The following is an 18,856-nucleotide window of genomic DNA, read 5'->3' on the forward strand; positions in this document are numbered from 1 at the left end:
GTCTTCGTCGAGCGCCGCAAAGCAACGCAGATACATCTAGCGACGCCAAGTCACTCGGGGCCAAGAGCGCCCCAAGCGCCTCGGCTAGGCTAGCTGATCTGCTAAGTGCGCTTTGCTCTGCTCTGGTTTCTTGCCCCTAAAGAACCACCGGGTGCTGTCGTCTTGCACGGGACCCTGGCCGAAGTCGGCGGTCACTTCGATGTCGGTGAAGCCGGCCGCGGTCAAGGCGCTGACGTAATCGCTCACGGCGTAGGTGCGCTCGTGGTGGGTCTCGATCAGCGGGTGGTAGGCGTCGAGCTTTTCATCGTAGACGAAAAAGGTCAGGTCGTGCTCAACACTGTGCGGCACTTCCCCTTCGTAGCTGTGCCACATGAAGGCGTAGTCCTCGGTTTGGTAGTTGTACATGTAGCCGGGAAACACGGTGTCCATCTGGTACAGGGAGTGGGCGTCAAACAGGAAGTCGCCGCCCGGTTCCAGCACGCTGAACACCTGCTCAAACACGGTTTGCACGGTGGCCAGATCCGCCATGTAGCAGATGGAATCATCGAAGCAGGTCACGACCGCGTAAGTCGGCATGTCCGTCAGGTCGCGCATGTCCCCGAGGATCAGCGGAATGTCGCGGCCCTGCGCGTCAATTTTTTGCTCGGCCAATGCCAGCATGTCACCGGACAGGTCAAAATCGGTGACGGCAAACCCGGCCTCATCCAGCAACAGCGCCAGGCTGCCGGAACCCCCGGCCAGCTCCAGCAGGGGCTGCCCAGCTGGGGTCACGCGCGCGGTCACGTAGTCGCGCCAGTCGGCGTACAGGTCGGCGTCCATCAGGGTGTCGTAGACCTGCGCAAAGGTTGAATAGATCATGCCTCGGTCAACCAAGCGGACACGTCGACCAGTGGGGCCTGATGCCAGAGCTTCTCGAGGTTGTAAAAGTCACGTTCTTCCGGCACGAACACGTGCACCACGAGGTCGCCGAAGTCCATCAGCATCCAGCGGCTGCCCTTCTTGCCTTCGATGCGCGGCTGCGGGCCGCCGGCGGTTTCTACCTTTTCCTCGATGGCGTCAACGATGGCCTGCACCTGACGGTCGGTCCCCCCGTTCATGATCAGGAAGTAGTCGGCCAGGAGGCTCACGTCGCGCATGTCAAGCGCCACGATGTCATCGGCGCGCTTATCATCAGCGGCGCGGACGGCGAGTTCTAATAATTCTTCTGGTTTTAGCATGAATTGCTCCTTGTTTTTGTCTGCAGGGGTCGGTTAGGCGTGGGTTGCGCGGGTCGTGACGAACGCGTTGTAGGTCAGCAGGGTCTTGGGATAGACCACGAGGCGCTGGCCGATCAGATAGGTCAGCGTGTTCTCCAGCTCAATGCGGGTGGCCTCGTTGATGCTGGTCTTGGCCGCTTCTCGCGCCTTGGCCTCAACGGGCAGGGCGCGGGCAGGCTCGATGAAGTCTGCCACGAAAATGATCTGGTCAAGCACCGTCATCGCCGGGTCGCCAGTGGTGTGGCGGTCAATGGCCTGAAGCACCAGCTTATCGGTGATGCCGACTTCCTGCTGGATGAACCAGGTGCCCACAATGCCGTGCCACACGCCGCGATTGTAGTTCAGCAGGTCCGGGTCAAAGCCGTTGCGGATGATCGTTTCCCGGTACGTGGTCACGGGGATCTGCTTGGCGTAATCGTGCAACAGCCCGGCTAACCCGGCGCGGTCCACGTCCGCCCCCAGCTGCGTGGCCAGCGCGCGTGCCGTTGCTTCCACGCGCAGGCAGTGCTGATAGCGCGCGTCATCCAACCGGTTTTGCAAGTGGTTGAGCAACTCGCTTCGGCTCAGGCCGTGGGTCAGACTCGTGGGGTATTCAATGTTCGTCAAGGTATAGGCCTTCCTTTTCAATGTAAGTGCGCACGGCGTCCGGGATCAAGTAGCGGGTGCTGGCGCCAGTGCGGATCCGCTCACGCAGTTGCGTGGAGCTGATATCGATCATCGGGGCATCGACCCACAGGATCGGGTACGCGCTTTGCGGCATGTAGCCCCGCCGCTTGACCCCGACAAACGTGACGAGCTTCACCAAGTCGTCGATGCGAGACCATTTAGGTAAATAGTTCACCATGTCCGCCCCGATAATGAAATAGTAATCCGTGTCCGGGTGCAGCCGCTTGAGCCCCACCATCGTGTCGTAAGTGTAGCTGACCCCGCCGCGCTGGATCTCCGTGAGCTCCAGGCCAAAGCGCGGGTTGTCTTGGATCGCCAGCTCAAGCATCGCCACGCGGTGCTTGGCGGCGATCGCTTCTTTGGCATCGACATGCGGCGGCTGGTTATCCGGCATAAAGCGGATCTGGTTGAGGCCAAGCGCCGTTCCGACCGCCTCGGCCATGATCAGGTGGCCGTTGTGCACCGGGTTGAACGTGCCGCCAAATAAGCCGACCTGCTTCCTGCGCGGCCCCAGGATCTGCTCACTGATCGATTCAGTGATGACCGGTTGGGTCAGCGTGCGCGCCTGCGTCTTCATGCCGGCAACCTACAGCTTGGCGAGCGCCGCCGAGATGTGGCGGTTCTCTTCCTTGCTGGCGACACGGTAAACCAACAGCGTGCGGCCGATGGTTTGGGCCACTTCAAGGCCGGGGATCTCGGTGGTCAAAAAGGCCCCAACGGTTTGCGGGGTGTCCTCCGCGGCCGGCAGCAAGCTGATTTTCACCAGCTCGCGCTTGTCGACCGCATCCGCGACCCCAGCCACGAAGGTTTGACTCAGGCCGTTTTTGCCCAAGTTGATCAGGGGCTTCATCGTCATCCCCTGGCTGCGTAAGTAACGTTTCTGTTTGCCTGTCAGCATTTATCTGTCTCCTTGTGTGTTAGATCAGTGCGCGGCGCAACAAGACGTCCACGCCTTTCGGGGCCCAGCCGGCAACGGTCACGCCCGCCGGCACCACGACCCACCCAAGCCCGGCGAACACCAGGTCGGATTTTTCCTTCGGGGTGAACTCAAAGCGTACCAGTTCCGGGAAGTCGGCACCTTCGCGCGGTGGGCTCAACAGCCCGCCCTTGTGCTTGGCGTAGAATTCATCGGCGTTGGCCAGCTTCGTGCGGTGCAGCAGCAGCTGGTTGTCGCAGTAGAACGTGAAGCCGGTTTTCTTCCCGCGCAAAAAGTCAAAGCGCGCCAAGCCCGCCAGGAACACGGTCTGTTCCGGATTGAGTTGGAACACTGTGGGGCGGATCGGCTTGGTCGGGGCGACCAGGTTCAGGTCCTTCGGGTCGATGTAGTGCGCCATCTGGTTGCGGTGGATGATCCCCGGCGTGTCAATCAGGTTTTGGCCGTCATCCAGCGGGATCTGGATCCGATCGAGCGTCGTGCCCGGGAAGCGAGAGGTCGTGATCAGGTCCTGCACGCCGGTCAGCTGCTTGATGATGCGGTTGATCAGCGTCGACTTGCCCGTATTGGTCACACCGACCACGAAGACGTCGCGGCCGTCGCGCTCGGCCTCGATCGCTTCCAGCAGCTCATCCACGGCCTGGCCTTTTTTGGCGCTGGTCAAAATGGTCTTGATCGGGCGCAGCCCTTGGGCATGCGCCGCCTGTGTCAGCCAGTTGGTCACGCGCCGGCGGTTGATCGACTTCGGCAGCACATCCGCCTTGTTGCCGACCAGGATCACCGGGTTGTCCCCGACGAAGCGGTGCAGGCCGGGGATCACGCTGCCGTTGAAGTCGAACACATCGACCACGTTGACGATCAGCGCGTTACTTTCCCCCAGCGCGTTCAGCAGGCGCAAAAAATCGTCATCGGTCAGCTCAACGTCGGCCACCTCATTGTAGTGGCGCAGGCGGAAGCACCGCTGGCAGTACAGGTCGCCTTCCGGGTCAGCCTTGGCGAGCGTGCTGGCCGGCAAGTAGCCGGCGTGCGTCGGGTCCGTGGTTTGGAGCTTGGCCCCACAGCCGATGCAGTACAGGTCGTTCATCGTTTCAAGTTCAGTCATTCAAATCCTCCTGGTAATGCAAGGGTTTCATTGCCCGCATCACGATTCGTTCGAAAAAGCGGGTGATCCGCGTGTTCCACGCGTCGGATTCGATCAAGGGCCGCACGAGGATCGAGCGGACGCCTGCCGTGCGCGCCGCCAGAATATCGGTCAGCACCTGATCGCCCACCATCACCACCGCCGTTTTGGGCAGATCAAGTTGGCGCACCGCGCGGTCGATCCCGACCGGCAACGGCTTCAGCGCCCGCGAGACGAACGGCAGGTCCAGCTGACGCAGCGCGCGGGCCACGCGGTCGTGGTTGTTGTTGGACACCACCATCACGGTAATGCCGGCGTTTTGCATCGTTTCAAGCCATGCCTTCAAGGCTGGCGTGCCGTCCGGGTTGTTCCAGGCGATCAGGGTGTTGTCGAGATCGCACAGCACTGCCTGGATGCCGTGGCGTTTGAGTGTCGTTGGGGTCAGCGTGTAGATGGCTGTCACCAGCCAGGTCGGGGTAAATACAGACACACGGGTGCCTCCTTCATTTTTGTTCATACCTCACTTATTATAGCGGAAACCCACCGGCTTTGCACAGGCGTTTCATTCGCCTTTCCACGCTGTGCGCGTTACGATAGAAGGAGACTGATTGGAAAGGAGCCGCCCGCGTTTGCCCTATTTTCACTTCACCCATTGCTTGTGCCGCCGCTTCGTGGCTTGCCCATGACCGCGCCGGTGTATCGCTTCATCCCCAATGACCTCACGCGACCCCCACTGCTGTTGCTTCACGGCACCGGTGGCAGCGTGAAAGACCTCCTGCCGATCGGCCGCTTCCTCGCCCCGCGCAGTCCTCTGCTGGCGCTGGCCGGCCGCGTGGTTGAAAACGGCCAGCGCCGCTTCTTCGCCCACCACCCTGACGGCAGCCCCGACCTGACCAGCGTCGCTTGCGAACGCGACTGGCTCGTGGCAACCGTGGCCGCGCTGAGCGCCCAGTATCAGCTCGATCTGTCGCGCCTGATCGCTGTTGGGTACTCCAACGGGGCCAACCTCATCAGCCACACCCTGCTAACGCGGCCGGTGCCATGGCTGGGTGCCGTCCTGCTTCACGGCACCCTAGTCACTCCGGTCCCGCAACCGCAGCCCCTGGCCGGCCGGGCCGTCTTCGCCTCGTTTGGGACACACGATCCGCGCATCAGCGCGGCTGCGTTCACCGGCCTCGTGGCCACCCTGCGCCGCGCCGGGGCCACGGTCAATGTGCATCAACACGACCAGCGCCACAACCTTAACGGCCCGGAGCTCAAGGCTGCGCAGGCTTGGATCGCGGCACGAGGTCGGTGAGCTCACCTCGTTGCGCTTGGCTTGGGGCGACCCGTTCCGCTAAGTGCGCGCCACTTCGCTCTGGTTCTAGCATAGAAAGGAGTTTTCAGTATGCTTCGTTTTGGCTTTGATCACTTTGGCCCCGCCGACGTTTTTACCGCCATTGACGCCCCCACGCCGGTGCCCAAACCCGGTCAGGTGCTGATCGATGTGCTCGGGTTTGGTTTGAACCCTTACGATGCGAGCCTTCGCCGCGGGGAACAGGCCGACAGTCGCCCGCTCAAGTTCCCCATCGTCCCGGGCACCGACGTCGTGGGGCGCGTCGCCGCGCTTGGCGAAGGCGTCAGCGACTACGCCGTGGACGACCGCGTCCTCAACTACCGGCCGATCGGCGGGTACAGTGAGGCCGTGACCGCCAGCACTGGCAAAATCGCCAAGGTCCCGGCCACACTTGAGCTGGCCGCCGCAGCCGGGCTGCCCAACATTGGGATCGCCGCGTACACCGTCATGCACCAACTCCTGCACCTGACCCCCGGCCAAACACTGGCGGTCATTGGGGCCAGCGGTGGGGTCGGGAGCCTGATCGTGCAGCTCGCCAAGGCGCAAGGGCTGTTCGTGATCGCGACTGCCAGCGCGCGCAACGTGGCCGCCCTGCGTGACCTCGGCGCCGATGAAGTCGGGGCTTATGATGAAACCGACACCGGCCGGCTGTTCGCCGATCGCGCCGATGCCGTGGTCAACGCCGTCGCTGGCGGCGTCGACCACGGTGCCGCAGTCGCCATCGTCAAACCTGGCGGCGTCATCGTCACCACCGCGTGGGTCGATGTCGACACCACGGGCAAGCCAACCATCACGCACCTTCAGCTAGGCGCGAACCGGCCAGCCAAAGCTGAGGACGCACTCCCCGCCTTGCTCGCCCTACCCCAGCTTCGCGTCCGGGTTGCCAAGACCCTGCCGTTCACCCTGGCCGGGGTGATCCAGGGCCACGAGCTGCTCGAAACGCACCACACTGCCGGGAAACTGGTCGTGTTGCGGCATTAACTCAAACAAACCGGGTCCCATTACCAGCGCATGTTGCGCTGATGATGGGACCCGGTTTGCGTTTTCTGATCATACACTTTTCGCGTCTATTCGAGAACCTGATCCGACAGTCAAAGTCGCATCAGGCGCTGAAGTGTGCTAATCCCAAGAGCTGCCAAAAATCGACCTGCGAATCGCGCCACAACCCAAAACGCACGGTCGATCCCAAGCAGGATCAACCGTGCGTTCATTGATGCTTAGAGTTGCGAATCATCCACCGCATCCAGTTGCGTCTGAATGGCGGTCAGCGTGCTGTCTAAGGCACCGGGTTCAAACGGCGAGCGTAAGTGGCCCGTCTTCAGCAGCTCCAGCAGCGTTTGGCTGCCCCCGGCCTTGGCCATCGCCATGTAGTCCGTCCAGGCCGTCTTATCGTGTTCAACGTTGAATCGCTGCCAGAACTGATAGGCCACGACCTGTGCAATGGTGTAGTCGACATAGTAGAACGGCGTCTCGAAGATGTGACCTTGGCGCATCCACCAGATGCCACGGTCCAGGTCCGCGTTTTCGCTGTAGTCCTTGTCCGGGTTGTACAACTTCTCCAGCCGCCGCCAGGACGCCTTGCGCTCCGCCGGCGTCCAGTCGGGGTGCGTGTACACCTCATGCTGGAAATGATCGACCAAGATCCCGTACGGCAGGAACTCCAAGGACGCCTGCAAGTGCGCGTACTTGTACTTGGCCGTCTGCATACCGAAGAACTGGTGCATCCACGGATACGCGATGAACTCCATACTCATCGAAAAAATCTCGGCCGCTTCGTACGTCGGGAACACGCAGTCACCCGGCTGGATCCACTTGGCCAAGTACGTCTGGAACGCGTGCCCCGCCTCGTGCGTCAGGACATCCACGTCATCCGAGGTCCCGTTGAAGTTGGCAAAAATAAACGGCGACCGGATGCTTGGAATGTACTCCGCGTACCCGCCAGACGCCTTGCCCGGCTTGGCTAACAGCTCCAGCAAGTGGCTGTTAACCATGTGATCAAAGAATTCCCCGGCCTCGGGTGCCATCTCGTGGTACATCTTCCGCGCGGCTTCCACCAACTCGTCCGGCGTCCCCTCCGGCTTCGCGTTCCCGCTGGCAAACTGAACCCCGAGGTCGTAGTAAGCCAGGTGATCGAGCCCCAGACGCTTCGCCTGCTTGGCCCGCTGCTTCGCCACCAGCGGCACCACCTTCGTTTGTACCTCATGCCGGTACGTGGCGACCATCGCCTCATCGTAGTCGAACCGGTTCATCATCACGTAGCTCAGTTCCGAATAGTCCTTGAACCCAAGCGTCGTCGCGATCGCCGTGCGCGTCTTCACCATCTCGTCGTAAATACGGTCAAAGTCCGCCTCATGGGCGGCGAAAAAGCCCCAGTACGCGGCATTGGCTTCCTTGCGCGTCGCCCGATCGGCGTCATCGCGGAACGGCCCGATCTGCTCAAGGTTGTACGTTTCACCGCGAAAATCCAGCTCTGCCGAGGCGATTAGCGCCTGATACTCACTGCTGAGCGCGTTGGCTTTTTGCTGCAGCGCGATCACTGAAGGCTGGTTCAACCGCAACTGGTTGGCCGCCTTCAGGAAGTACGGCTTCGGGTACACCGCCGCCAGCGAATCGCGGTATGGGCTCGCCAGCACCGCCTTCAGGTAGTTCGCTTCCGCCGCCGCCAGCTGTGGCCCGGCCTCATTCCAAAAATCGTCCTCCGCCGTGTAAAATGCATCGCGCGTATCCACCGTGTGACGAATCGTGGCAATCATCGCGGCCGACATCGTGTCGTTCAGGAGCGCCACCATCTGCTTAGCCACCGTGACCGCGGCCTCACCGTCTGCGGCCGCCTGCATCGCGGCAGTGCCTTGCTTCAACTGCGTCATCACCGCGTCCAGGTCTGGCCGCTGGTACGGGACTTCTGTAAAGTTCATTTTGGTTTCCTCCTAATCTCATTGTTTACTCATTATGAGCTAGTTGAGGGGTAAAAGAAAGAGGCACGGATCAGTTTGATCCGTGCCTCATCAATGATCTTATGCTGACCTTTTACGATCTTCAAATCATCAGCCGACCGTCCTACCAGAAACGCCAACCCCACTTGTTGAAATACTTCACCATGCTGACGAGCATCTGTCGAATACCCTTCAAGGACTTACGATTTTGACGTTGCCATTCATGTATAACATACGCATCGGGATAATAATAGATAGACCCGTAAGACATGAATTTACGACATAAATCTGTATCCTCCATGTATAGGAAGTAACGCTCGTCAAAGCCACCAACTTTTTTTAATACGCCCGTGTTGCAAACCATAAAGGATCCCGAGATAACCTGTACCTCGTGTGCACAATCATACATCCCATCATAGACGAAATTCGCCTGTCGCTTTGCCATTACACGCGAGCCAAGAAATCTTAACCCAAGGTCAAGAATAGTCGGATTCTTTTTCACCAACTTTTGAATCTGCCCACTTGTATCTTGAATCTTTGGATTCAAGAGTACGACTTTATTTGCTTCCATGTAAGTGATCATGAGCCGAATCTGATTAGCATCAGGAATCTCAATATCTGGGTTTACGATAAGGTGATAGTCCGACTCAATCTGCGCAATGGCAAGGTTGTTACCAGCGCCAAACCCCCGATTTTCAGCCGCATTTATAGCAACTACATGTCTATCCTGCTTCTGTATTTTTTTTAAACACTCTGAAAGTTCTCGATTAGCAGGGGAATTATTAACAAGGTACAACGTATACTCGTATCCCGACGGAACCGTAGAAGTTAAATTCTGGTATAAGTGCTGAACCATATCGTTTGAATGGTTGTAGAAAACCACTGCGTATGTGAGCTTCACCGACATTCCCCTCTTAGCTGAGCAGTATTACTTGCCCTTTTTATTAATTCCTCGCTGAGACAAAACCACAACAACGCTTTGTAACAAAATTTTCAGATCAAACCAAAACGAAAATTGACGTGCATATTGTGCGTCGTAATCAGCTTTGTCTTCATCGGAAACCTCGTTTCGCCCGTTAATCTGAGCTAAGCCTGTAATTCCTGGGCGCACCCGATCAGCACCGTTTTGTTGACGCAGCTCAATAACGCGAGCATCGGTTTTAGCTAATGGACGTGGGCCAATAAAGCTCATCTTACCTGTAAAAACATTAAACAACTGCGGAAGTTCATCCAAGGAAGATTTACGCATGAAACGACCAATCGGTGTAACGTAGTGAGCCATAGCCTCTTTGGAAAAATCTTTATTTGCTTTCTCGGGCGCTTCAATATACATAGATCGAAATTTGACTAACGTAAAGGGCATGCTATCACGCCCAAAGCGAGTTTGGCGAAAGAAAATTGGGCCTTTGGAGGTACACTTAACTAAACCTGCTACAATGACCATAGGTGCTGCAAACAACACAATTCCTAGACCGGATAAGACAAAGTCGAATGTGCGCTTGGCACATTTGCGATATATGACATGCGAAGAAAACTCTGCTGAAGCGTTCTTCACGCTGTTTGGTAAAAGGTCTTTACTCATTGTTGTGTTCAATTCCTTCATCCTTACTACGCCTCCAAATACCAGCGAACAGGTGATGGCTTTTCTGACTTTCAGCCACCGCTCGACTAAAACATTTTACCATAGGCATAAACGGTGACCAACAAAGTCTCTTAAAATCGGCATATTCGTTGCTAAAAACACAGAAACTTTACACTTCCTTTAGGTGCCTACAAGGGAACAATTACAAGCGAAAAAGTCTGCAATCTCAAATCCGAGATTGCAGGCCCCTTCACCCCTTATGGCCATCCATTGCACTAGCCTGTTATAGAATTTCTCCCGATGCCCGCTTGTTCCTGACATGCTAAGTTGTCGCACTGCCCTTAACCATCTGGAAATAATCTCCTAATCAAAAAAATTTGAAATATATTACTGAACTTCCTCCAAACCTCGGACATCAATCCAGAAAGACAACCCAGTTTGTTGAACCTGGACCTGAACATACACACCCATCGTTGTCTGCTTTGCTTGTAACGCCTTAACCAGTACCCCGGAGTATGCAGTAGCGCCAGTGTTCGGTGAAATAGTTTCTAGTGAAGTCATATATGGCCCTGCACTATAGATTCCATCTGCTCGGATTGTCTGATCAACCCGATAGACTTTGCCTGTAACGTCCACATCGCCTGTGATTTCGTTCATCGCAAAGGCTGCCAAACCACGCTGATCAATCCAGAATGTTTTACCATCAGATTCCGTCTGGACCTGAACATACACACCCATCGTTGTCTGCTTTGCTTGTAACGCCTTAACCAGTACCCCGGAGTATGCAGTAGCGCCAGTGTTCGGTGAAATAGTTTCTAGTGAAGTCATATATGGCCCTGCACTATAGATTCCATCTGCTCGGATTGTCTGATCAACCCGATAGACTTTGCCTGTAACGTCCACATCGCCTGTGATTTCGTTCATCGCAAAGGCTGCCAAACCACGCTGATCAATCCAGAATGTTTTACCATCAGATTCCGTCTGGACCTGAACATACACACCCATCGTTGTCTGCTTTGCTTGTAGTGCCTTAACCAGTACCCCGGAGTATGCAGTAGCACCAGTGTTCGGTGAAATAGTTTCTAGTGAAGTCATATATGGCCCTGCACTATAGATTCCATCTGCTCGGATTGTCTGATCAACTCGATAGACTTTGCCTGTAACGTCCACATCGCCTGTGATTTCGTTCATCACAACTGCCTTTAGTGCACGCTCATCAATCCAGAAAGTTTCCCCCGTGCTCAGTTTAATCTGATCGAAAACGCCACGAGTCGTGATATCTCGTTGCAGGGCTGTAACAATCCTTCCGGAGTATTTCAGACCATCCGTATTTGGCGAACTAGTCGTACCACTAGTCATATATGGACCGTCAGCCCAGATGCCATCAGCACGATTTGACTGATCAATTTGAAAAAATCCAGAAATATTTTCGCTAGAGAGAATCTTCTCGTACACGGGATCAACCAGAGCCATTTTTTGAATCCAAATCAGAGTCCCATTAGCATAGCCTTTTACGTAAGTACCTGTTCGCGTAGTGGCTTCCTCAATGGCATGGAAAAACGCCTTATCATATTTTTTCCCGTCCACGTTAGGTTGGCTGGTTTCATAGCTTGTATTATAAGGCCCCGTGTAAACTCCATCCGCTCGGGTGCTCTGATCAATCGTGGCGTCATAATCAACTAACCCCGAAGATAATATTGGATCATACTTTCGGGTAAACAGACCACGATAATCTATTGAAACATCCACACTGCTTTTCGCACCAGGGAACAATGCAGTCGATGAGAACTGCCAAGCACCATAGTTCGTGTTCCACAGATTAGTCGCCCTGGGATCGTATGGGTACTGCGCATACCAGGTTTTTGCTTCGCCAACGGTGGCAATGGCAGCATTTTTTGCGGCAAATCCGCCACCAGTGTAAACGACATGCTGATTGTACCCTGCATCCGAAAGAACTTGCCAGAAAGCTTTAAGCTCCGATGCGACATCTCCTGCTACGAGTCCGTCTTCCATGTCAGCAACAAGGGTGGTGCTCATTGGTAATCCGTGCGATTTCACAGACGCCAGAAAATGATTGGCCTCTGCTCTTGCTGCCGTAACACTGTTGAATGTCGCGTAATGATACGCTGATACAGCCATTCCAGCGGCCAGAGCATATGAAATTTGGTTAGTAGCGTATGGATTTTCGTATCCTGTTCCTTGGGTCAATTTAACCACAAGTCCACTAACACCTAAGTTCCTCAATTGATTAAAATCAGCCTGATTCATCCAGTACTGATAAGACGCAACATCAATTACATCGGCACGAGGGTAAAGAGAATTACCAATTTGAATTGTTGCAGGTTGACTTGCAAGTTGGATGATTTGTTGAGCGCGAGATGTCAACGCTATATCAGCAAGAGCCCGCTCTTGTGCAAGTGCAAGCCATTGGCCCTGCATCTCAAGTGACAACCCCGCAGGAATCGTCATCCGATGAACAATATCTGTAGAATCGGACTCATTCAACTTTATATTGGAAGCAACGGAAGACCCGATGACCTTATTATCATTCGAAACAGAAGTTGTTTCATCCTTATGATGGTTTGTGAGCGCAAAGGAGATATCTTGATTTTCCGAATCAATGGCGTTTACAACAAGTGAGCGTCTGCTACACACACTCAAAGAAAAAAACATCCCCAAAAACAGCAGTGCCTTGACAGTTCGGCAACTGTAGAATTCACGCACAGCCTTGCAAATAAAAACCGGAAACTTTTTCAATCTGCAGATCCTCCAATCAACTAGAAATATGATTTAAAATATCACAAAATATAGATTATACTTTTAGCCTTGCATCATTCCGAATAGATTATGCACGCTAAAGCATATATTAACACGGTCGTCCACGTGTGTCATGTTTTTCGGAAGATTCATCCTCTTTTTTTGAGTTTTTCTGACAAAGATGAGTCTGTATAAATTGCTGTATTGAGCCTTTACCAGACGCCCTATTGTCAAAATATAGGGTACTAAAAAATGGCTGGATAACCTATTGCTACGCTGTTTGAAACGACCGCGAGAGCCACTAAGAGTATAAAAGCAATGTGCATACACTTTCGGGTAGCGTAATGTGTTGCCAGAAAACTCTTGTCAAATAATTCAAACAATTCGCAACAAACAAAAATCATTGCAATGTCCAAAAAGACAAACGTTCGGTTCGAGGACGCATAGATTGTGGGTGTAAAGCCCATCACGAATCTGGTTGCCAATCCGCTACCAACAATCACGCACATGAGAAGACTTTGCTCTAGAGTGTCACCATAATTGAGAAGAACATATCCGATTACGAAAATGATTAAGAAGAACAAACTCAACGGGACGTATATGGAAATGCCATAATAATTGGATGGGTCTACTCTAGTTCCTTTTTCAAGTTGATCTAACGCCATGTTTAATTTCAAAAAATATGGGTCTGTAAAGGAGCTTGGAAGTAGCCTGTAAAAAACAATTAACAAAGGAAATGCCGACAAAGAAACTGCCCAAGTTGAAAAATTAGACTTAACGAGCGTAACCAATACTAAGAGTACACAGAAAATAGCAAAAATTAAATTAAAGTCAATAAGCTTGACCATCGTATCCGAAATGCCCAGTACAGTTTTATCAACAAACGTAAGTGTGTCAAAGTCTTTCATCCAGTGAACTTCAGACACTGCTCTTGTGGCATTTCCAGGAGAAAAGAGCGCAAGTGCTATATTGCCGATGCTAATGGCAAAAGATCCAATGATTGGTATAATCTGTTCTCGCCGGATTTTTCTTTTTAGCATCATCGTTATAAAAACGGAAACCGTTATACACAAGAACATTACGCTAAACGTTTCAAAATTTGTTGCATAAGCTTCTGCCAAAAGATAGAGAACAATCATTCCAGTATGAACTTTTTTCTGTTGGTATAGCCTCATCCAATAAACTAAAGCAAAAGCGCCCATTGCTGCCGGCCACAAATAGTTAACTGTCGTAGCAATCCAGCCAGCGGAGGACATTTGAGAGACCGGATAAATAAGTATAAGCCCAGTTACAAGGATATTATGTTTGTAATTCATCAATCTCATCATTGACAAAAGAAGCACAAAATACATCAAAATATCGAGCAGAGACCACAACCAAAAATGAAATCCCGCTGCAACTACATACAGAACTGCGTTGATTAATATACGAGAAGACCATGTTAAAAAGCTGGATCTCAAGGCCTCAAGCAACGTCTGATCTCTTAAAACATGTGAAAAGGAACTTAAAGCATCACCAGAGTACTCTCGCATTAACAGATGATACACAACTACGACTAGACCAAATAAAAGTAAACACGAAACGAAATTGTCTTTCCTACGAAGTAGATTGTTGGTTTTTAGTTGGATATATTCAACGAGATGCATCACCTGTCCCCACCGCCTTCTACTATTTGATTGGTGAATATGATTTTTTGGTTCTTTCCCGACTGTACCAACAATGCGATCTTAGTTTTTTTGTTTTTTACAAATCTTGTTGGAACGGTCACTCTGAAGCCAGAGGCATCGTAGTTCTTTCCATCTCCAGCCGCCGCAGTGACATCTGGACGTAGTGACATTTTAGTCTTGAACGCAAGCCCTTTGCTGTCTCGTTGCTCGTATAGAACAACTAAGGTGTTAAAAGTTTTGGCCTCCTTCCCGGAAAAATACGCCCATCCATTTATATTGTAGAGTGAAGTCTCAATTTTATTTATGTTTTCAACTTTAAATGATTCTTTGCCGGCAGGCACCTGCTGATAATGCTCTAGGTTAATTATCAGTGGCGATTTGAACTCACGATATTGTTCAATTGAAAAAACAACTGGTAGGCACACACAGACGGCTAACCAAATGTACGATACAATTCTAACAATTCTTGACTCAGACGGGATTTGAGCAACATTATTCCCCATAATAGTACCACCCTTTCTAAAAAATAATTGATCCTTTCTGCCTTTCAAAAGTAATAATGGTTCTTGTCTTCTCAGTATGACATCTCTAGAATTATTTTCAGCAACACGCACAGACCTAGTGTAGCTATATGTACGAATCGTACTTTACCATAATCTTTCAGTGTAAACATATTCACTGCAATGAGGTCATTCAAACATAGTATCATAAATTGACTTTAGACGCATTAAGCTTCCCCCCACGAAAAAAGCCCGTGACCTTTGCGACCAGGGCTATGTAACCGTTAGAACCTATTCAAAACGACTAGGTATATCGGACCTCAATCCAAAATGATAGGCGATTGCATCAAGAATTCGGCTAGATGCTTCACCGTCACCATATGGGTTCTTAGACTCCGCCATTTGTTTATACGCTTGCGGGTTGTCTAGGAGTTCCCGCATTGCCGTCTCAACAGATGCTTTTTCTGTACCGACCAGCTTAAGCGTCCCTGCCGTAACCCCCTCTGGACGCTCGGTGGTATCTCTCAGCACTAATACTGGCTTACCTAACGAAGGTGCTTCCTCTTGAACACCACCTGAGTCAGTCATGATGAAATAGCTTCTAGATGCAAGATTATGAAAGTCAACAACATCAAGCGGATCAATGAGATGAATGCGCGGATGATTCCCCAAAATTTCCTTAGCAGCTTCCTGTACAACCGGATTCAAGTGAACAGGATAAATAATCTCGGTATCCGGGTGATCTTCAACCACACGACGCATAACCCGAAAAACGCGCTTCATGGGTTCACCCTGATTTTCGCGTCGGTGCATTGTGACCAGTACAATTCGTTTGCCTGGTTCAATTAACTTTAAAACATCATGTTCATAGCCTTCGTGAACAGTTTGCTTCAAAGCATCAATCGCCGTATTTCCAGTCACAAAAATGGCGTCTTCTGGGTGCCCTTCCTTCAGAAGATTCTGTTCCGACTGAGAGGTTGGCGCAAAGTAAAGATCCGCAAGCACATCCGTGAGTTGTCGATTCATTTCTTCTGGATATGGACTGTATTTGTTCCAGGTTCGCAGCCCCGCCTCGACGTGGCCCACAGCCGTTTGATGATAAAACGCGGATACGCTCGCAGCAAAAGTCGTCGTTGTGTCGCCGTGCACGAGTACAATATCTGGCTTTTCCTTATCAATAATCTGACCGAGCGCGAGAATCACATTACTTGTGATCTCATCCAATGTTTGACGTGGCTTCATGATATCAAGATCATAATCAGGTGTGATTTTAAAGATGTCAAGCACCTGGTCAAGCATCTGACGGTGCTGAGCACTTACCACTGTCACGGTGTCAAATTCAGCACTTCTTTTTTTTAATTCGAGTACAAGCGGCGCCATTTTAATAGCTTCAGGTCTGGTGCCAAAAACGGTCATAACTTTAACTTTTTGCATTTCATCGTCTCCTATCAAATCAAATTGTAATAAGAACTCTGTGAACACACAAGTGCCAATAGCACTAACGCCGAAGCAACGACCTACGCCAAGAACCCAACCCGCTTAGAATTACAGCACGCCAGGTTGTTCCTAAACGTTTCACCACAGTGTGCAACCAGTACCAATTATTGAACATCAGTTGCACAATTCCAGGTCCAACAACCAGCGCCCAGACCCCTATAGCCGTATACTTTACAATAATCAGTGATAGCACGATACCCGACACACTAGCAATCATAAAAGGAACCATGTATGGTACGCGGTTCGTATTAGAAATATATGACGCTGCAGTCGACTGGTGTTGCCATAAGAATGTATAGAGGGATACGCCCAGATAAAGTAGCACATCAAAGGTCATTGTCGGCTTGATCCAGTGCAAAAGCGGAAATACACAGGCGGTTACTCCCAAAGTCCCTAGTACAAAAAGCAAATAATACGCGCTTAGCCCACGTCCTATATACTCCTTCTCGGTGTCGATATCGTGCCGCTGATAAGCAGATTGAAGCGTTGGATGATAGGCGTAAATTATAGTGGCCGCAACATTCACGACGGCATTACTAAACTGTAAAAGAATTGAATATTCGCCCGTAGCACTAAGCGGGAGAAATGTTGACGCAACCAAAGAGCTCGCCTGAGTGGAAAGATAATTGGAGATTGCTACACCGCCGTCGCGAAAAGCGTTGTAAGACACTGCCTTGTATGTCTCGTGTACCTCATCTTTGGTAACACTTGGCATCTCCTCAGACACAAGAGCTCCTGTATTTTTAAATTTCTGAAAGTATCGACTACAAAAAACACGAAACATCGTCCCGTTCACAATGAAACCAACCGCCACAGCGATCAAGCCCAGATTAAGATAGAGCAAAATAATCGAAACTACAAGTTGGCAGACTTTAGCAAGCATCGTTGACTGATTAATTCCCTCAACGGCCCCAATCCCACGGAGCAACGCGGAATAATAACCAAGATACAGATTAAGGAAAAGACCGACACAGAATATCGCCCATGCGATTAGATACTCATGACCCTTGATTTCCCCCGATATTGAGACAATATACATCGTCCCAACTGTTGAAACAAGCACAAGTGCCAATGAAGAGAGGTGCCGGTACAGACGTCGAGACGTTGCCACCAGAGTCGCTAAAAGATGATAATTTGGGGTCGCATCTGGACCCGAGGAGCTTTTTGCCCCTGTTTTTGTAATTCCATCCGCGCCACCCCAGGCATAAGCAATATTCCGTGCGAAGGTGGGATCGAACCCAAAGTCGAATAAATTTACCAGTCCGTTCACCGCTAAGAAAATGTACCAAAGCCCAAGCTCAGCTCCTGTAAGCTTTAGCATCACAAACGGTAAAAGAAGAAAGCTACTGGAAAGCGAAAACACCGTTCCAATGTAACTCCAGATAACATCAGCTCTGGATGCCTTAATTTTCAACTATATGCCTCCAATTTATCCTTGCTATCCGTTATTAACTGCTTAAATTGGTTAGCTCTTGCTTGCCAGTCATTCTCAGAAGCAAAAGCGACCCGTTTCTCCACAACCTCAGAACCTCGAGCTTCCGGGGCAAGTGCCAAACTTAACATTGATTCAAACTCAGATTCATTATCGTAAAGCGAGACAATCGGCGCAAACTTCTCCGTTTCACCGTAACGTCGCGCAATGACCGGCCTCCCGGTAGCCAAATATTCATATAGTTTCACTGGATTAACGGCTTTCACAATCTCGTTGAGCTTAAATGGCATCACCAGCACGCTCGACTCTGAAAGTCGACTTGGAACTAAGGTGTATGGAACCGGGCCAAGAAAGTGAACGTTGGTCGCAGTAACATCGGTGGTTGAAACTTCGACTGGGCCGATCAGATTGAACTTGACCTCCGGGTGCTTGCTTGCTGACTGCTGAATTAAATCGAGATCAAACCAAGAACTGATAACACCGACGTAAGTAACCGTCGGCACCAGAGGATCCTGAGAATCAGAAACGTTCGCACTAAAACGTTGAAACTCAACGCCGTTATTTACAACGGTGTACTTCACCGGATGATTCACACGCGACTCCAATGTCTTACCCAAAAATTCACTAGAAACGATTGTCGCAGCGCCCTTATTAATCAAGATTTGTTCGTTAGCACGGCACTCACGCTTGGCGATTTCAGATTTGATAAATGTCTCGTAATTGTCCATACAATCATAAATCACCCGGCTTAGAAGCGATGTTGGTACATAGGGTAATTGCGCGGGGTGTGTCAAAATAATCATGTCATAGGCAGTCTTACTCAGAAGTTTGTTGACCTCATGCCGCATACGCACCGTGTTGAGCCGTCTCATAAGGGTAAGACGACCAAGCGGTAACAATTTTTTTCGTACAACACGCAAATGTTCTCCGACCGTAAAGTTCATCAACGAGGTGTCATCTTCACTCGAATGCTGAGTAGCGGCAGCTTTTCGCCAGGAAATCGGGCTGAAATAATCAACATCAATTCCCCGCTGAGCTAATCCTTGGCAGATATGCTGGGGCCTTTGCTTAATCCAAAACCAGTCAACTAGTGATATATACAGCACTCTCATAAGTAGTCTCCTTACACCTTGGTGGACAACACATTCTATTGTTTAAAGCGTCCCTACCTTTTGT

At 51.4% G+C, this 18,856-nt stretch carries 18 protein-coding genes; 2 read left to right on the forward strand and 16 right to left on the reverse strand.

All coding sequences use genetic code 11. The features are described 5' to 3' along the window. Window positions 1–84: 84 nt before the first annotated feature. The 7 genes from EKM88_RS07015 to EKM88_RS07045 are packed head-to-tail and all read right to left on the reverse strand — an operon-like array spanning window position 85 to window position 4,466. Window positions 85–858: a class I SAM-dependent DNA methyltransferase gene (locus EKM88_RS07015; protein WP_125704591.1), complete on the reverse strand. Its 774-nt coding sequence runs from the start codon at window positions 856–858 to the stop codon at window positions 85–87. Further along, window positions 855–1,217: a ribosome silencing factor gene (rsfS, locus tag EKM88_RS07020; RefSeq protein WP_125704592.1), complete on the reverse strand. Its 363-nt coding sequence runs from the start codon at window positions 1,215–1,217 to the stop codon at window positions 855–857. Before rsfS ends, EKM88_RS07015 begins: the two co-directional genes overlap by 4 nt. Window positions 1,218–1,250: 33 nt before the next feature. Then, window positions 1,251–1,862, reverse strand: a complete 612-nt coding sequence (gene yqeK, locus EKM88_RS07025) for a bis(5'-nucleosyl)-tetraphosphatase (symmetrical) YqeK (protein ID WP_125704594.1) — start codon at window positions 1,860–1,862, stop codon at window positions 1,251–1,253. Continuing rightward, on the reverse strand, window positions 1,849–2,499 hold the full coding sequence (locus tag EKM88_RS07030) for a nicotinate-nucleotide adenylyltransferase (protein WP_125704596.1): 651 nt from the start codon (window positions 2,497–2,499) through the stop codon (window positions 1,849–1,851). The genes yqeK and EKM88_RS07030 overlap by 14 nt, the downstream gene beginning before the upstream one ends. Before the next feature lie 9 nt (window positions 2,500–2,508). Then, on the reverse strand, window positions 2,509–2,820 hold the full coding sequence (locus EKM88_RS07035; RefSeq protein WP_125704598.1) for a YhbY family RNA-binding protein: 312 nt from the start codon (window positions 2,818–2,820) through the stop codon (window positions 2,509–2,511). A gap of 19 nt (window positions 2,821–2,839) precedes the next feature. Then, window positions 2,840–3,958: a ribosome biogenesis GTPase YqeH gene (gene yqeH, locus EKM88_RS07040; protein WP_125704600.1), complete on the reverse strand. Its 1,119-nt coding sequence runs from the start codon at window positions 3,956–3,958 to the stop codon at window positions 2,840–2,842. Next, complete coding sequence (locus EKM88_RS07045; protein ID WP_225418449.1) at window positions 3,951–4,466, reverse strand: YqeG family HAD IIIA-type phosphatase; 516 nt, start codon at window positions 4,464–4,466, stop codon at window positions 3,951–3,953. Before EKM88_RS07045 ends, yqeH begins: the two co-directional genes overlap by 8 nt. Before the next feature lie 192 nt (window positions 4,467–4,658). On the opposite strand from EKM88_RS07045, the gene EKM88_RS07050 reads away from it, so the two are divergent. Together EKM88_RS07050 and EKM88_RS07055 are read left to right on the forward strand one after the other, a co-directional pair. Continuing rightward, window positions 4,659–5,273, forward strand: coding sequence for an alpha/beta hydrolase (locus EKM88_RS07050; protein ID WP_125704604.1), 615 nt, complete (start codon window positions 4,659–4,661; stop codon window positions 5,271–5,273). Between the two features lie 90 nt (window positions 5,274–5,363). Further along, window positions 5,364–6,293, forward strand: coding sequence for an NADP-dependent oxidoreductase (locus EKM88_RS07055; protein WP_125704606.1), 930 nt, complete (start codon window positions 5,364–5,366; stop codon window positions 6,291–6,293). Window positions 6,294–6,529: 236 nt separating this feature from the next. On the opposite strand, the gene EKM88_RS07060 is transcribed toward EKM88_RS07055, so the two are convergent. From EKM88_RS07060 to EKM88_RS07100, 9 genes are all read right to left on the reverse strand, one after another. Beyond that, window positions 6,530–8,227, reverse strand: a complete 1,698-nt coding sequence (locus EKM88_RS07060) for a M3 family oligoendopeptidase (RefSeq protein ID WP_125704608.1) — start codon at window positions 8,225–8,227, stop codon at window positions 6,530–6,532. 142 nt (window positions 8,228–8,369) lie between these two features. Continuing rightward, on the reverse strand, window positions 8,370–9,146 hold the full coding sequence (locus EKM88_RS07065) for a glycosyltransferase (RefSeq protein WP_164512033.1): 777 nt from the start codon (window positions 9,144–9,146) through the stop codon (window positions 8,370–8,372). 27 nt (window positions 9,147–9,173) lie between these two features. After that, the gene (locus tag EKM88_RS07070; protein WP_225418450.1) at window positions 9,174–9,848 is read right to left on the reverse strand and encodes a sugar transferase; all 675 of its coding nucleotides are present in this window, start codon (window positions 9,846–9,848) and stop codon (window positions 9,174–9,176) included. A 366-nt stretch (window positions 9,849–10,214) separates the two neighbouring features. After that, entirely contained in the window at window positions 10,215–12,584 is a 2,370-nt protein-coding gene (locus tag EKM88_RS07075; protein WP_125704612.1) for a GW dipeptide domain-containing protein, read from the reverse strand. 245 nt (window positions 12,585–12,829) lie between these two features. Next, window positions 12,830–13,900 (reverse strand): DUF6056 family protein, encoded by a 1,071-nt coding sequence (locus EKM88_RS07080; RefSeq protein WP_125704614.1) that lies wholly within the window; start codon window positions 13,898–13,900, stop codon window positions 12,830–12,832. A 329-nt stretch (window positions 13,901–14,229) separates the two neighbouring features. Next, entirely contained in the window at window positions 14,230–14,754 is a 525-nt protein-coding gene (locus tag EKM88_RS07085; protein WP_125704616.1) for a hypothetical protein, read from the reverse strand. A gap of 288 nt (window positions 14,755–15,042) precedes the next feature. After that, window positions 15,043–16,185, reverse strand: coding sequence for a non-hydrolyzing UDP-N-acetylglucosamine 2-epimerase (wecB, locus tag EKM88_RS07090; RefSeq protein ID WP_125704618.1), 1,143 nt, complete (start codon window positions 16,183–16,185; stop codon window positions 15,043–15,045). 64 nt (window positions 16,186–16,249) lie between these two features. Further along, complete coding sequence (gene wzx / locus EKM88_RS07095; RefSeq protein WP_125704620.1) at window positions 16,250–17,662, reverse strand: O-unit flippase-like protein; 1,413 nt, start codon at window positions 17,660–17,662, stop codon at window positions 16,250–16,252. Continuing rightward, window positions 17,659–18,792 carry a glycosyltransferase gene (locus EKM88_RS07100; protein ID WP_125704622.1) on the reverse strand — a complete coding sequence of 378 codons (1,134 nt, stop codon included), beginning with the start codon at window positions 18,790–18,792 and terminating at the stop codon, window positions 17,659–17,661. The genes wzx and EKM88_RS07100 overlap by 4 nt, the downstream gene beginning before the upstream one ends. Window positions 18,793–18,856: the final 64 nt, after the last annotated feature.

It is taken from the genome of Lacticaseibacillus daqingensis (assembly GCF_003946115.1).
Classification (GTDB): Bacteria; Bacillota; Bacilli; order Lactobacillales; family Lactobacillaceae; genus Lacticaseibacillus; species Lacticaseibacillus daqingensis.